Origin of the sequence: Acinetobacter sp. YH12227, assembly GCF_013417785.1 — a bacterium.
GTDB classification, from domain to species: Bacteria; Pseudomonadota; Gammaproteobacteria; order Pseudomonadales; family Moraxellaceae; genus Acinetobacter; species Acinetobacter gandensis.
Genome location: NZ_VPDH01000028.1, coordinates 31,256 through 45,972 on the forward strand (window position 1 = coordinate 31,256; position 14,717 = coordinate 45,972).

Annotated in this window: 12 protein-coding genes and 2 pseudogenes; 10 read left to right on the top strand and 4 right to left on the bottom strand. The window is 38.1% G+C overall.

Annotated features, from left to right (window positions below; all coding sequences use genetic code 11):
- Positions 1-275 precede the first annotated feature (275 nt).
- The 9 genes from FTV09_RS07960 to FTV09_RS08000 all read left to right on the top strand — a co-directional run bounded on the left by FTV09_RS07960 (position 276) and on the right by FTV09_RS08000 (position 10,536).
- Entirely contained in the window at positions 276-1,625 is a 1,350-nt protein-coding gene (locus FTV09_RS07960) for a DcaP family trimeric outer membrane transporter (protein ID WP_180057811.1), read from the top strand.
- A gap of 632 nt (positions 1,626-2,257) precedes the next feature.
- Positions 2,258-3,499 carry a sodium/glutamate symporter gene (gene gltS, locus FTV09_RS07965; protein ID WP_180057814.1) on the top strand — a complete coding sequence of 414 codons (1,242 nt, stop codon included), beginning with the start codon at positions 2,258-2,260 and terminating at the stop codon, positions 3,497-3,499.
- A 63-nt stretch (positions 3,500-3,562) separates the two neighbouring features.
- The gene (locus FTV09_RS07970) at positions 3,563-5,038 is read left to right on the top strand and encodes a sodium:alanine symporter family protein (protein ID WP_180057817.1); all 1,476 of its coding nucleotides are present in this window, start codon (positions 3,563-3,565) and stop codon (positions 5,036-5,038) included.
- 246 nt (positions 5,039-5,284) lie between these two features.
- On the top strand, positions 5,285-6,277 hold the full coding sequence (locus FTV09_RS07975) for a patatin-like phospholipase family protein (RefSeq protein ID WP_180057820.1): 993 nt from the start codon (positions 5,285-5,287) through the stop codon (positions 6,275-6,277).
- Positions 6,278-6,643: 366 nt separating this feature from the next.
- Positions 6,644-6,820, top strand: coding sequence for a hypothetical protein (locus tag FTV09_RS07980; protein WP_167348721.1), 177 nt, complete (start codon positions 6,644-6,646; stop codon positions 6,818-6,820).
- A 303-nt stretch (positions 6,821-7,123) separates the two neighbouring features.
- The gene (locus FTV09_RS07985; RefSeq protein ID WP_067764501.1) at positions 7,124-7,645 is read left to right on the top strand and encodes an acyl-CoA thioesterase; all 522 of its coding nucleotides are present in this window, start codon (positions 7,124-7,126) and stop codon (positions 7,643-7,645) included.
- A gap of 197 nt (positions 7,646-7,842) precedes the next feature.
- Positions 7,843-8,448 carry a TetR/AcrR family transcriptional regulator gene (locus tag FTV09_RS07990; protein WP_180057823.1) on the top strand — a complete coding sequence of 202 codons (606 nt, stop codon included), beginning with the start codon at positions 7,843-7,845 and terminating at the stop codon, positions 8,446-8,448.
- Positions 8,435-9,643 carry an MFS transporter gene (locus FTV09_RS07995; protein WP_180057826.1) on the top strand — a complete coding sequence of 403 codons (1,209 nt, stop codon included), beginning with the start codon at positions 8,435-8,437 and terminating at the stop codon, positions 9,641-9,643. The genes FTV09_RS07990 and FTV09_RS07995 overlap by 14 nt, the downstream gene beginning before the upstream one ends.
- A complete protein-coding gene (locus tag FTV09_RS08000; RefSeq protein WP_180057829.1) occupies positions 9,643-10,536 on the top strand; it encodes a LysR substrate-binding domain-containing protein in 894 nt (297 codons plus the stop codon). Before FTV09_RS07995 ends, FTV09_RS08000 begins: the two co-directional genes overlap by 1 nt.
- An 81-nt stretch (positions 10,537-10,617) precedes the next feature.
- Here FTV09_RS08000 and FTV09_RS08005 read toward each other — a convergent pair whose 3' ends face one another.
- Positions 10,618-11,529: a DUF4349 domain-containing protein gene (locus FTV09_RS08005; protein ID WP_180057831.1), complete on the bottom strand. Its 912-nt coding sequence runs from the start codon at positions 11,527-11,529 to the stop codon at positions 10,618-10,620.
- A gap of 201 nt (positions 11,530-11,730) precedes the next feature.
- Here FTV09_RS08005 and FTV09_RS08010 point away from each other — a divergent pair.
- A pseudogene (locus FTV09_RS08010) lies at positions 11,731-12,339 on the top strand (glutathione S-transferase family protein).
- Positions 12,340-12,393: 54 nt separating this feature from the next.
- Here FTV09_RS08010 and FTV09_RS08015 read toward each other — a convergent pair.
- From FTV09_RS08015 to FTV09_RS08025, 3 genes and pseudogenes are all read right to left on the bottom strand, one after another.
- Positions 12,394-14,001, bottom strand: a complete 1,608-nt coding sequence (locus tag FTV09_RS08015) for a bifunctional 3-(3-hydroxy-phenyl)propionate/3-hydroxycinnamic acid hydroxylase (protein ID WP_180057834.1) — start codon at positions 13,999-14,001, stop codon at positions 12,394-12,396.
- A gap of 348 nt (positions 14,002-14,349) precedes the next feature.
- Entirely contained in the window at positions 14,350-14,571 is a 222-nt protein-coding gene (locus FTV09_RS08020) for a hypothetical protein (RefSeq protein ID WP_067764484.1), read from the bottom strand.
- 35 nt (positions 14,572-14,606) lie between these two features.
- A pseudogene (locus tag FTV09_RS08025) lies at positions 14,607-14,717 on the bottom strand (IS701 family transposase); the annotation flags it as partial.

The window sequence follows — 14,717 nt, forward strand, 5'->3', positions numbered from 1 at the left end:
TTTATACTTAAAAGGTATTTTATGTGGTGTTTTTGGTCATCTGATTGGGGGCGAGCGGACTGTCCGTGACTTGTTCTACCAGCAATATCAATAGATTATTATGAGGAATGTCAGTAGTTAACAATGCTTTTCACCTTTGTGTGTCATTGAATTTATATTCACTGCGACTAAAGCACAGATAGGCAGTTTGATTATTGTCCGCTCAAATAAAGCACAGCATAAAGTACCCATAGAAGGGGCTTAAAAAACAATGATAGGACGAAAGAGAGCTTAGAATGAAAATTCAAACTGTATTCCACCCAATGAAAACGCTTGTTGTTGCAATGAGCTTAGCAACAGTGTCAATGGCACATGCAGCAAGCAGCACTTCAGAGATTGAGCAACTTCGTGCAGAAGTTGCTGAACTTAAAAGTCTGATTAAAGCACAGCAACAAGTTCAAACTCAGCAACAGGCAGAAATCCAGCAAGTCAAAGCACGTCCTACTCCACCGCCACCACCTGCAGCATCTTCAGCGGGTTTCAAATCTAAAGCTGGTGCTGATGTAAATCTTTATGGTTTCGTTCGTGGTGATGCGAACTACATTATTGAAGGTGCTGATGATGACTTTAATGCAGTAAGCAAATCTGGTGCGAGTACTCCATTAGTAAAAGATAAATTACGTGCAACGGGTAAAACGACCCGTTTAGGCTTGGATTTTAATACACCAGTAGGTGATGCTAAAGTCGGCGGTAAAGTTGAAGTTGACTTTGCTGGAACCAATGAAGCCTTGCGTATTCGTCATGCTTATTTAACTTATAACGACTGGCTATTCGGTCAAACCACATCTAACTTCCTCTCGAATCACGCGCCAGAAATGATTGACTTTGGTACCAACGTCGGTGGTGGTACAGCGCGTATTCCGCAAGTACGTTATGGTCTAAAACTCGCTCCTGCAACTCAATTGTTCTTCTCTGCTGAAGAAGGTAATAGTTCTGCAACAGCTTTTAAACGCACTGTTACGGAAATTCGAGATACTACAGGTGCTGTCACTGGTACAAAGACAACTGATGAAGATGTAAATTCTGGTGTTAAATATAACTTGCCTGTATTAACAGCTAAATTAACGCAAGGTTTTGCTGATGGAAAAGGCGCCGTTTCAGGTCGTGCGTTACTTGAACACTATAAATCTGAAACAAGTGATGATGATAAAATGGGCTGGGGTTTGGCAGCTGGTGTAAATTATCAAGTATCTGAGCCATTAAAAGTTTCAGCTGATGTTTCACATGTCGTTGGTAACAGCAATTATTTATATGGTAGCAACTCTGCTTTCTATTTAAATCCAGTTAATGGCGATATAGAGCAGAATGAATTTAATGCGGTTCAAGTCGGTGCGACATATAAATTCTCACCTAAATTACGTTCAACTTTAGCGTATGGCGCAATCTTTGCTGATGATAGTACTGATTATGCAAAAATTTATCGTGCAGCAAATGAAGAAGTTCAACAAGCTTGGATTAACTTTATCTATTCACCCGCTGCGCCAATTGACCTAGGCGTTGAATATGTTAATGGTAAGCGTGAAACATTTGCAGGTGATTCATATAAAGATAACCGTGTCGGCTTAATGGCTAAATATAGCTTCTAAGACGAAAATGATCGTTATCAAAAAAGCCTGACTTTGTTCAGGCTTTTTTTATTTGTATGAACAGATTTTTAAACTTTATTGATAGGGTATAGGAATTTCCTATTCGCTACTGAACAAAGGCTTTAGATTAAAATTTGATTAAAAAGTATTCAAATAAATTAACTGAATGGTAAAAAAAAGCAGAAATATTCAATTTTTTTATATTTTGTATAGATTAAAAAAAGGTGCACATTCAAGTAAAAACAAATAGATATAAATTTAAATTATAGTAAATAAAACTTTTTGTAATTAAAATTAATGAAATTTATCTGTTCTCCACGCATAATGTGCGACTTTTCTAATCAGCATTCGATTTATGTCTTTCATCTATGATAGGAATGCTGTTGTAAGCGTCGGTTTAGTTAGAATGAACTACTTTTATGGATTTGTTTTGTCGAATTGAGTTTTCTCTTTTTTAAACTCAGGCATACATATTTGAATCAGATGATGAATGTTTATGATTGGCATTTAATAGGCTGCGAGCTTGATTTATTGGTTAAATTTACAAATTGGAATTGTATTTTAAGTAATAAAAGCTACTAATTTCTATTAAGTGGACTAATAAATATTCAAACCATTTTGGACAAATTATTATGGAATTTAGCTTTAACGCATTTTATACCTTAATTGCGGCGGTGATCGTTCTTTTATTAGGACGTTTTCTTGTAAAGAAAATCAGTTTTTTGAGTCGTTACAACATTCCTGAACCTGTAGCTGGTGGTTTGGTTGCTGCAATAATCTCACTGGTGGTACATAGCATTTGGGGTTATAGCATCACTACGAGTAGTGAATTACAAACCAGTTTCATGCTGATTTTCTTCGCATCCATTGGTTTAAGCGCAAACTTTGCCAAATTGAAAGAGGGAGGAATTGGTCTTGTCATTTTCCTCGTAGCCGTTGCTTCTTTCATTGTTGTGCAGGATGTTGTTGGTATCAGTCTTGCGACTTTATTAGGTATTGATCCACTGATTGGTTTAATTGCAGGTTCAATTACTTTAACAGGTGGACATGGTACAGCAGGGGCTTGGGGTGAAATTCTTGAAGTTGAACACGGTATACAAGGTGCATTAGCCTTGGGTATGGCGAGTGCAACTTTTGGTTTAATCATTGGTGGTATTATTGGTGGACCATTAGCTAAGTTGCTAATTAATCGCTATAGCCTAGCAACTCCGCGCACGAATGAGCAAATTGAGCGTAGTGATAACACACCATTAGCTGATATTAATTCAACCGAATATGTTCCTTTTGAATATCCACATCGTGTTCGTTTAATTACCGCAGATAATGCAATTACGACTTTGGGTCTATTTGCTGGCTGTTTAGCATTTGCTGATTTTATGACTGCTTTCAGTAAAGGTACGATGTTTGAATTACCAACATTTGTATGGGCTTTAGCTGGCGGTGTCATTTTACGTAATGTATTGGAAGGTATTTTCCGCGTACAAATTTTTGATCGTGCAATTGATGTATTTGGTAATGCTTCATTATCACTTTACTTAGCAATGGCGCTATTATCGTTAAAATTATGGCAGCTATCAGATCTTGCAGGACCATTAGTTGTCATTCTGGGTGCGCAAACATTAACAATGGCATTGTATGCTGCATTTATCACTTTCCGTGTAATGGGCAAAAATTATGATGCTGCGGTTTTAGCGGGAGGTCATTGTGGTTTTGGTATGGGCGCAACACCTACCGCCGTTGCAAATATGCAAGCCATTACCAATATGTATGGCCCATCTCATAAGGCTTTCTTAATCGTACCTCTATGTGGCGCTTTTTTTGTTGATTTGATTAACGCAACAGTTATTCAATTAATTCTTAAATTTTTTGCTTAATTTAGAAAGGCTCTTCAAAAAAGAGCCTTTCATAGTTTTGACCATTTAAAACTAGGGTTGAATATGAATGAACAATTAAATGAAACCCTGTTGGGGTGGATTAAAATTTTTAATGACCCACTTTGGGATTTCCTTGTTGTCTTCTTGGTTGCTGTCGGTATTTTTTATACGGTAGTAACAGGTGCAGTCCAGATTCGCCTATTCATTCACAGTATGAAAGTGATGAAGTCTAGCCGAAAGGAAGGCGATGATGATCATGGTATTACACCATTTCAGGCTTTTGTAACGGGTCTTGCAAGTCGTGTAGGTGTGGGTAATGTAGCCGGTGTTGCAATAGCAATTGCTATTGGTGGGCCTGGTGCAGTCTTTTGGATGTGGATGACGGCATTCTTAGGGATGAGTTCTGCATTTGTTGAATCTTCTCTAGCTCAACTTTTTAAAGTGCGTGATACTCAAAATCAGCAATTCCGAGGTGGACCAGCTTATTACATTACCCAAGGTTTAAAACAAAAATGGTTGGGTGTGGTATTTGCGATTGCCCTGATTTCAACCTATGGCTTTGTGTTTAATGCAGTACAAGCCAATGCCATTACAGGTGCAACTTCACATGCTTGGGGTTGGGATAAAGCCAATCTAGTATTGAGTTTGGGTAGTTTTAGTTTTGAAATTTCATGGGTAGGGTTATTCCTTGTTTTTATAACAGCGCTGATTATTTTTGGTGGTATTAAGCGTATTGCAAAAGTGGCAGAACGTTTTGTTCCATTTATGGCATTACTTTATTTGGCAGTCGCGCTCTATATCGCTTTTGCTAACTTTGCAATCTTGCCTGATATCTTCCAGTTAATATTCAGCAAAGCTTTTGAGTTTGATGCGGCGGCAGGTGGTTTCTTCGGTGCTATGGTTTCTATGGCGATGATGCAAGGCATTAAGCGTGGATTATTCTCAAACGAAGCGGGTATGGGTTCTGCTCCGAATGCTGCGGCAGCATCGGATGTTAAACATCCTGTAAACCAAGGCTTGGTGCAAATGTTGGGTGTATTTGTAGATACCTTCGTGGTGTGTACTTGTACCGCTATTATTATTTTGGCATCAGGTTTATACGAAAATGCTGGATTTGAAGGCGTTGCACTCACTCAGATGGCACTTGAAAGCCAAATCGGTGCTTGGGGCGATGACTTCCTAGCAATTATTCTATTCTTATTTGCTTATTCATCAGTGATTGGTAACTATGCTTATGCAGAAGGTAACGTCCAGTTTATCAATAACAATCCCAAAGTCATGTTCGTGTTCCGAGTGTTTGTATTAATGATGGTTTATCTGGGCTCAGTTATGAGTGTGCCAGTGATTTGGAATTTGGCAGACTTATTTATGGGCGTGATGGCTAGTATTAACCTATTCGCTATATTGTTGCTGACACCTTTCCTTTTGATGTTGTTAAAAGACTACACATCACAGTTAAAGAGTGGCGTGAAAGAGCCCGTGTTTAAGTTAGATAAACATCCAAAATATAAAGATAAAGTGAATTCTGATATTTGGTAATCCTGTTTTTATCAATAAAAGAAGCTGCTATTTATAGCGGCTTCTTTTTTACAGTACTGAATTGAGCTTGTATCAATTGGCACACCGTAACTTCATCGAAGAGCGCACCAGTCAATGTTTAATAGTTAAGGTTTCGATATAATAAAAGCAGTTTGGCTATTACCGAATTATAACAGTGGTTTCAAAACCGAGTGTTTAGACTACGTCTTTCCTTAAATCTTGAGTTCGAATTTGGAAAATCTCCCCATGAAAAGTAAAAGCATTTTGATTGCATCGGTAATCCTTGTTATTACAGGCTGTCAGAGTGTTCCCTCTAAACCGCTTAATGTTCAACACACTGCAGAAATTTCAAAATATATGGCTGCACCTGCACAAGTCTCGGCAAATCGTATTGATTTCAATAAAGTTAAAAAGCAAGAAAAGCGCCCGATTGTTGCTTTGGTTTTGGGAAGCGGTGGTGCACGTGGTTATGCGCATATTGGGGCGATTCAGGTACTTGAACAACAAGGCATCAAGCCAGATTTTATTGTCGGTACAAGTGCAGGAAGCATTGTGGGTTCATTGTATGCGTCAGGAAAAAATGCAGCAGAACTTCGAAAAATTGCCTTAGATTTAAAAGCCAATGATGTACGTGATATTCGATTAGACATGAAAGGCTTTTTTGATGGTAAAAAAGTTGAAGACTTCATTAATCAGCAAGTTGAAGATGTGCCTTTAGAACTCCTTAAAACACCAATGTATGTTGTTGCAACAGAATTAAAAGACGGCAAAAAAGTTGTTTTTAATTATGGCAATACAGGGCAGGCGGTGCGTGCATCTGTGTCTATACCCAGTATGTTTATTCCCACTATAATAGAAAAAACGGAATATGTGGATGGTGGCTTGGTTAGCCCTGTACCCGTGGATGTAGCACGTGAGCTAGGGGCGGATATCATAATTGCAGTTGATATCTTAGCGCGGCCGATACATACAGAAACTTCAAATGTATGGGGATTGTTTAACCAAAATATTAATATTATGCAAAATCGATTGGCGCAAGAAGAACTTAAACGTGCCGATATTGTGATTCAGCCTGATTTACGTGAAAAAGCACATATCTTTGATGTAAAGGGCCGTGAGGCGACAATGCAAGCGGGTGAGGAAGCGACTTTTGAAAAGCTTTATGACATTTCAAGGGTATATGCACAGCATAAATATAGTTCAGGTCATAATATTCATTATATGGCGGCACAAGATTAGTCAGCTCATTTGAACATATATTGCTGGCCTCTATTTTTTATGTAGAAATAGGGGCTTTTATTTCTACATAAAATCCAGCTATTGATTCAATAGTGATCGATAAAAGCTTAATCACTTATCGTAAATAGATATTATTTTATTGAATAAATTGTATTTATATTAAACAAAATATTCATTTTTAAAATTAATTTATTGATATTTATTAAAAAATAATAACTAATTGGTTTTAACTGTATACTTATATTATATATCTATATTACCCTTTTTATTCATATATTTAAGTTTACCGAGTGTTCTAAAGTGTTTAGACTTCCTACATTATATTAATACTTTAAATCAATAACTCTTTTATAGGGGGAAATGTAGATGCAAATGCTTCAGGTAGGACAAAAAGTTAAGCTTGCTATGATGGAAAACAGTGTATTTATCATCACTCAAGTGAAGATTGACAATACTTATACTGTTGAAAGTACTCAAGACGGTGGTCAAAAAACCAGTTATGACAATGTATCTTTCGAGATGTTAAAAGTCTTAGCGGATTAAATCATTGTGGTTAAAATCATTTCACCATATAAAATACTGACTGACGATCACCATTGCTAAAATGCAGATTGCTCATCGCTAAGTAAATCTGTATACAGGTGTTTATACAAATTATATCAATACAGTTTAAAAGTGACGGTAATATCGGCTTTTATTTGTGTTGATATATATTTTACTGAATGATGGCATGATCACTATAAATAATAATGATGGTTTTTTTGCCGAATTGAACATTTAATTTGCATTTAAATCTATATAATAATCACATTAATCATTGTTATATCACGAGTCTAGAGAAACAAGATGTCCCCATTAGATCAAATTGCGAATGCACTAGACGACCAGTCCGAATTATCGATGTCAGTCCTCATGACGCCTGACATGGCTAATTTCTCTGGAAATGTGCATGGTGGAACAATTTTAAAATTGCTAGACCAAGTAGCGTATGCATGCGCAAGTCGTTATTCAGGTAGCTATGTGGTGACCTTATCTGTAGATAAAGTTAATTTTAAAGAGCCTATTCATGTCGGTGAATTAGTAACTTTCCTTGCAAGTGTGAACCATGTTGGTCGTACTTCTATGGAAATTGGTATTCGTGTCGAAGCACAAAATATTCAAAAGCGTACTGTTCGCCATACCAATAGCTGTTACTTCACTATGGTTGCCGTTGATGAGCAAGGTAAGCCGAAGCAAATTCCACCATTAAATTTAGATAATGACTGGAAGCGTTGCCGTTTTGAAGCTGCAGAGCATCGTAAAGTTGCACGTTTACAGGAAAATCATCATCCTTCATGCAGTATTTATAAGAAAACGCCACAAAGCTAAGTGGCGACTTCTGTTTAAAAAAAGATCACTTATGTGGTCTTTTTTTTTCATTCAGATAGTGAATTTTATCCACAATAAATCCCGAGTGTTCTACTAAAGTTTAGGGCCTAAATTCTGTTTAAGCATAGTTTTTAGCTGTCTTAGCATTTAAAATAAAACGATACGTAGCGTTTCGTTTTTTGTTGGTGCGGTGCTAAATGAGTGAGAATGAAAAAACTTCTCGACGTAAGCAATGTATTTTGCAAGCTGTCGCAGATGCCTTGGCTGAACATGATTATCGTAATATGACGGTAGAAGATATTGCTGCACGCGCAGGGGTGGGTAAGTCAACCATTTATCGCTGGTGGAAACATAAATCTGATTTGGTTTTTGATGCCTTTAAAGAGCAAACAGCATCTGTATTTGATTTAGATTTAAGTCAAAGTTTAGAGTTCAATTTAAATCAGCAATTATTAAAATTATCTTATGCTTTGAACCAGCATGTCGGGCGGGCATTGTTAGTCGTAATGGCTGAACATCGAGAAGCTGCGGGTGAATTTTTTAAACAATATTTATTACCGCGTCGAGAAGCCACGCGTGCTCTGATTCAACTGTCGATTCAACGTCAAGAAATTCGTGCAGAGTATCCATTTGAGCTGATGCTGGATATGTTGTATGGGCCTATTCATTACCAAATTATTTTCTTTAATCGCAAACCTGATGCTGAATATATTCAGCGCTTAGTTGAACTTGCACTCGCACCGGTACGTCAAAATACAGCGTTGTCAGCACGCACACAGGTGAGTGTTGATGAAACAAAATAGCCTAAGCCTTTGGAACCGTGCGTTTATATTTTGCCTATTCAATAATTTATTTTTATTTACCTATTATTTTGCGCTGTTGACCATTTTGCCAATTTACATCATGAACGACTTGGGTGGAACGGTACAACAAGCAGGTATGGCACTGACCTTATTTTTAGTGTCATCCATTGCCATCCGCCCATTTTCAGGAATGATTGTAGAGGGAATTGGTAAGGCGCGTTCTGTACGTATAGCTGGCATCATTTTTGTTGTATTTGCTTTTGCTTATTTATTAATAGAAAGCATGTGGTCATTACTGCTGGTTCGTTTTCTTCATGGCTTTTGGTTCAGCATATTAACCACTGTGAATGTACCGATTGTGAATGATTACATTCCCGATGAGCGTAAGGGGGAAGGCATGGGCTACTTTGTGATGTCGACCAACTTAGGTGTTGTTTTTGGGCCATTTCTGGCACTAACCCTGATTCAATTTGCCAGTTTTAGGCTGTTATTTGCCGTCTTAGCTGGCATCGTAGCATTAGGTTATATTTTTACTTGGCTTATCAATATTCAAGAAAATACAACTGCTAAGCAGAGTCCAAAGCCTCAAGCTAAGGGGAATTCGAGTTTGCAGCTCCATGATATTGTAGAAAGCAAAGTATTAGCGATTGGTTTTGTTGCATTACTCACAGCATTTGCCTATTCCAGTGTAATGAGTTTTATCACAGCTTATGCAGAAGTGAAGCAATTACTCGCATATACCAGTGTCTTCTTTATTGTATTTGCTATTTCAATGTTGTTGGTAAGGCCTTGGGTGGGAAGGTTATATGACAGCAAAGGCCCGAGTGCGGTGATATACCCATCTTTTGTGTTTTTTGCCATCGGTTTAGTGATTGTGAGCTTTTTAAATAACCAATGGGTGATGTGGCTATCAGCAGTATTCATGGGTATTGGTTATGGCTCAGTTTTTCCATGTTTACAGACCGTTGCGATTCAATCGGTTGAAAAGCCACGCATGGGACATGCGATTTCTACCTTTTTCACTTTGTTCGATGTTGGTCTCGCTGTGGGTTCTGTCGTAATGGGAGTACTCATTACTTGGATGGGCTTTCAAGCGACTTATTTATTCTGTGCTGCGATGGTGATTGTGACTTTAGTTGTGTATCACCAAACTGTAGCAATCAAATTTAAACGCAGTGGGTTGGGAGTTGAATAATGGAATTACGACATTTGCGATATTTTATTGCGGTTGCCGAGGAACTCAATTTTACCAAGGCTGCACAGCGCATGTGTACGGTTCAACCGTCATTGAGTCAACAAATTAAAGATTTAGAGCATGAAGTCGGTGTGCAACTACTTATGCGTACCAATCGTAAAGTAGAACTCACGGCTGAAGGCCAAGCATTCTTAAAAGAAGCACGTTTAAGTTTAGAGCATGCTGAAAAAGCCATCATGGATGCACGTCAGATTGCGCAATTAAGTAAAGAGCAATTGAATATTGGTTTTGTACCTGTGGCAGAGATGAAAGTATTTCCATACATCATGCCAAATATTCGCGCGCAGTTCCCTGAATTAAAAATCCACTTCCATAGTTTGATGGACATAGATCAAATTAGTGCAGTTCGTAAGGGTGAAATTGATATTGCCTTTACCCGTTATGTCGAAGAAAGTCCTGAAATTGAATCTGTACAGATATTTACAGAACCACTTGCGTTGATTATTCCTAAAAATTCTCCCGTGGCTGAGCAGCGTCATATCAGCATCAAAAGCATGAATCAGCAAGACTTTATTATCAGTGACGAGCATTCATCACCTGAGCTGTATCGTATTATTCAGGACTTTTTCAAGCAAAATAAACTGAATGTAAATTTGGTACAGCATTCGACAAATATTTTGCTGAATGTGAATTTAGTCGGTATGGGGGTAGGTTGGAGTTTAGTTCCATCTTATGTGATTCCATTGCTTGGAGATAAGATTTTAGTGAAGAATACGGTTGAGCCCTTACCAACGATTGGGCTGTATGCAAGCTACCGCAAGGATCGTAAGAATGACGCCATTGAATTGATACTTAAAGTATTAAAAGAACAGTTCTACATGGGCTTTTTCTAAAAGTAGAACATAAGTAAAAAACTCCCCATTACATCGATGGGGAGTTTTTTTCAGCTGCTCACTTTTCAAAAAAGAGAAGTCTTATTTTGTCGATTTATCGATATACGGTTTGATCACACGATAAAGCAGCCAAGCCAAGAGGCCAATCAGATAAAGTGGCCAAATGGTAATGAGAATGACCAATAAACTGAGTACAAATTGCCAGCCTTTTTGTATGCCATACCAAGCACGTTGCCAGAAACTATCACCATTTAGTTGAGCAACTGCATCAAGATTGATGTCATAGCGCTCACGCACAGTTGTTGGTTGTGTCAAAGCAATCACTATCGTACTAAATTGAACGCGATCTTGTACTTCAAGTCGAGTCAACCGTGCAATTTCACTCAATTGTGCTGTAGCAACATGCTCAGGCAAAGTTTGGCTTTGTCCCATTTTTTGTTCGAGCAGTTTTAATTCATATCGTTTTGCTGAATATTGTTGAGCATTTAAAAAGTGCATCAGCGGTAATAATTGATTCACAAACTGCGCTGCTTTTGCACTTGGAATTCGGACAATCATCTCAGCTTGTGGAGAAACCTTTTCAAAAATTTTAATTTTGCCATCGGCAATGTTTTGAGAGGTTGAATCTTGCACGACAAAACCAATATTCTTTTGTTCGATAAAACCACCTGATTGAAGGGTAATTTTTTCAATTTCTAAGGCTGATTTCACTACATCTTTGGCTTCAAAATTAATATTTGCCTCACGCACCATCTTGCGGCCATTTTCCGCTGCATTCACCTGTTCATTAATGATTTGGCTGGGTTTTTGTTCGGTGATTGGTGCTGTGGATGGGGTGTTGCTTTGCGAGGTATCAGTTGTAGCTTCATTGGAAGCAACGACATGTGAGTCTTGCGTTTCTTGACTCGCCTCACTGGCTATTTCTTTAGTTTTTTTCGAACAACCTGACAGGACTATAAGCGTCAAAATTGCAACTAAATATTTGTTTTTCATTTAAAAGGCTCAAATTGGTATTGCTATGTATAAATTGGTTTTAAATTATTGAAGTATTTAAATTTAAAATTAGAGTGATTTTTTTCGTGTGGGTATTGTAACCAAATAGGCAAATGGAAAGATTATCCGCAACAATTTTCTACACAAATCGGCGTATAGTAAAAGCATAAAAACAAGGAAAGAAAACAACACATGAAAAGCATGAAGCTGTATAGCAATACACGATCACGTAGTAATACGATTTTACCTTTACTCAAAGAGTAGGATATTGAGCAGCAAATTGAAATTGTGGAAGTACCTTATGAAGAGATGCATCAACCTGCATATTTGAAAATTAATCCCATGGGTAAAGTGCCGTGTTTGGTCGATGGCGAGTCTGTTGTAAGCGAAACTGCTGCCATTTTTACCTATTTGGCCGATAAATATGCTGAGAAAGGTTTAGCACCAGCTTTAAATGATCCAAAACGTGGTGAATATCTGAAATGGATGTTCTTTTGTCATGGGCCTCTCACTGAATATATGGACATGAAAAATGTTGGTATTGGTGTAGAAACCATGAATGAGAAAAAGGGGAGTCTGAGTTTTGGTAATGAGACTATCTTATTGAATTTTATTCAAACAGGTTTGCGCCAAGCTAAGCCTTATTTATTGGGTGAAAATATTACTGCTGCGGATTTGTATTTGGCGTACTGGATGGTCTATGCCATCTCTTTTAAAATTTTACCTTATTTAGATGAATTTAAGCCCTTTATTCAACGTATACAGCAGCGTGAATCGGTTCAAGATGTAGCTTGGTTTCAAGCGGTTTAGCTTTAGATCGCAATAAAAAACCACGCGATTTGCGTGGTTTTTTATTGGCCTAAATTATTTTACATGTAGCTTGGCAAATAATTGTTGGCTCACACTGTCCAACGTTTGCGGAATCGCAAGTGCTGCTACAAAACGGTCAGGACGAAGAATCGTAACAGATTCAGAGGTTTTGCCGAACCAGCCGCGAATTTCTGTGCCGATATCACCAATCGTGATCACATTGTCATATTGAGTGCGTTTTTCATTACCAAACTGAACCGCTGGAATCACTTGGATGAATTTTACACCCAGTTTTTGCCATTGTTTCATTGTTGCTTCAGACAGTCCCCATTTCGGGTCCACGCCCCAAGCAATGATAGCGAAATCATTACCAATCACTTCATCAAGTAAAACCGTTTCACCAGACTCAAGTTTGACTTGAGGTTGGATAAACATTTTACCTACAGGTGATTCTTTATCACCATTGTTAACCAAAGCACCATCATGGTATTTCGGCATTGGTTTGAAGCGCATTTCTAATAAATATTGCTTGATTGGTTTGATGTAATTCAACGCATAAGCAATACCGTCACGAACAAAGCCTTGCCATTTTTTTGGTGGTGCAAGGACATGGCCGGCCATTACTGATAGGTCGATCATCGCTTTGGCATGGTCTTTACGTTCAACTTGATATGAGTCTAGAAGTTCAGGGCCAGCTTTGCCTTGTACAACCATCGCAACTTTCCAAGCTAGGTTAAAGGCATCACGCATACCGCTGTTATAACCTTGACCTTGCCACACTGGCATAATGTGTGCAGCATCGCCTGCAAGTAAAATACGGTCTACGCGGAATTTATCGGCAATACGTGCATTGTGTGTGTATACACGTTGACGAATCACTTCAATGCCATCTGTCGTTGGTAAGACTTTCGATAAAAGTTTTGCGATATTTTCTGGTTTGCTCAATTCTTCTTGTGTTTCACCTGGCATAACCATGAACTCGAAACGACGAATACCATGTGGTAACGCAGCAGAAACATAAGGGCGCACAGGGTCACAGCATAAGTAAATATGTGGTGTCGCTAGCGGATCATTTTCGATATCAATAACGATCCATTGGTTCGGCGCTGTTTTTCCATCAAAGCCGATATTTAAAGTACGGCGTACAATTGAGTTACCACCATCACATGCAATTAAATATTTGGCATGGATGCTTTCTTGTTGACCTTCTTTATTTTGAATATTGAGGGTAACGCCATTCTTGTCTTGGCTGAAATCTACCAATTGGCGAGAGAACAATACTTGTGTAGTTTCGTATTGCGCCAAGCCTTGTAAAAGCACATTATCCACTTGTGGTTGAATGAAGGCATTACGACGCGAGAAACCAAATTCACGTGTGAGCGGCTGAATGTCTGCAAAGCAACGTCCTTGAGGTGTTAAAAAGCGCATTGCATGGTTCGGTGTTGTATGTGGTAATACTTGATCAACCAAACCTAAAGACTGAATCGTGCGTAAAGATTCATCGTCAATACCAATTGCACGCGGGTAATCAATTAAGCTATCAAGTTGCTCAATGACAGTCACTTCTAAGCCTTGCTTACTTAAGTAGTTCGCAATGGTAAGACCGACAGGACCAGCACCTAAAATGGCAACTTCCGTTGTAAAATTTGCTTTATTGCTCATGCGTAAACATCCAATCACTTCACATATGCCTCTATTAAGAGGGAGGTCTGCTTAAGCAACAAGCTAGGCATAAGTCGAAACGATTAATCTAAAAGCATAAGATTTTTAAGCATATTAAGATAAGTTTATGATATTTCAATTATTAGTTAATTATTCACCATAATTTAGAATGATTTAGCGATCATAAATATCTATTGTTAGAACGTTTTTGAAATGGAATCAGGCATAAATAAACTGGATCAATCGTTAGACAGATCCAGTTTATTTACATTCAGTACAACATTGTGTGAGGGTTTAATGTTGATCAGCAGAACTGAACGTATTTAGCATGTGGAGAATGCTAAGTGATTACTGAGCCGGTTGAGCTGGAGCAGTCGTTTCAACATTTGCTTCAGACGCAGGTTGTGCGCTTGTACCTTCAGCAGCAGTCGTTTCAGTTGCAGGCTGTTCTTGTGTACTAACTACAACTTTTTCTTGTTCAGGTGCTTCTTGTTTATCTTTGCTTGCAGCAAAAGATGTAGCCGCAGCAGCAGCCAGAGTAGAAGCAAGTAAAATTTGAGTGAATTTCATTTTGAGCATCCTTATATATTAGGACTTACGCACTATTATTTATAGATTCTCTGTGGTAGCAGATGATTTTTATCGAGAATAAAGTCATCAATGAAGTTTTTGATAACTGGTCTAAATAATTTCTTCTGCCAACGATATACATTTTC

Excerpts from the sequence above, each read along its gene's own strand:
- gltS (WP_180057814.1), top strand. The coding sequence starts at position 2,258 with ATGGAATTTAGCTTTAACGCATTTTATACCTTAATTGCGGCGGTGATC.
- FTV09_RS07975 (WP_180057820.1), top strand. The coding sequence starts at position 5,285 with ATGAAAAGTAAAAGCATTTTGATTGCATCGGTAATCCTTGTTATTACA.
- FTV09_RS07990 (WP_180057823.1), top strand. The coding sequence starts at position 7,843 with ATGAGTGAGAATGAAAAAACTTCTCGACGTAAGCAATGTATTTTGCAA.
- FTV09_RS07960 (WP_180057811.1), top strand. The coding sequence starts at position 276 with ATGAAAATTCAAACTGTATTCCACCCAATGAAAACGCTTGTTGTTGCA.
- FTV09_RS08000 (WP_180057829.1), top strand. The coding sequence starts at position 9,643 with ATGGAATTACGACATTTGCGATATTTTATTGCGGTTGCCGAGGAACTC.
- FTV09_RS07995 (WP_180057826.1), top strand. The coding sequence starts at position 8,435 with ATGAAACAAAATAGCCTAAGCCTTTGGAACCGTGCGTTTATATTTTGC.
- FTV09_RS08015 (WP_180057834.1), bottom strand. The coding sequence starts at position 14,001 with ATGAGCAATAAAGCAAATTTTACAACGGAAGTTGCCATTTTAGGTGCT.
- FTV09_RS08005 (WP_180057831.1), bottom strand. The coding sequence starts at position 11,529 with ATGAAAAACAAATATTTAGTTGCAATTTTGACGCTTATAGTCCTGTCA.
- FTV09_RS07970 (WP_180057817.1), top strand. The coding sequence starts at position 3,563 with ATGAATGAACAATTAAATGAAACCCTGTTGGGGTGGATTAAAATTTTT.
- FTV09_RS07985 (WP_067764501.1), top strand. The coding sequence starts at position 7,124 with ATGTCCCCATTAGATCAAATTGCGAATGCACTAGACGACCAGTCCGAA.
- FTV09_RS07980 (WP_167348721.1), top strand. The coding sequence starts at position 6,644 with ATGCAAATGCTTCAGGTAGGACAAAAAGTTAAGCTTGCTATGATGGAA.
- FTV09_RS08020 (WP_067764484.1), bottom strand. The coding sequence starts at position 14,571 with ATGAAATTCACTCAAATTTTACTTGCTTCTACTCTGGCTGCTGCTGCG.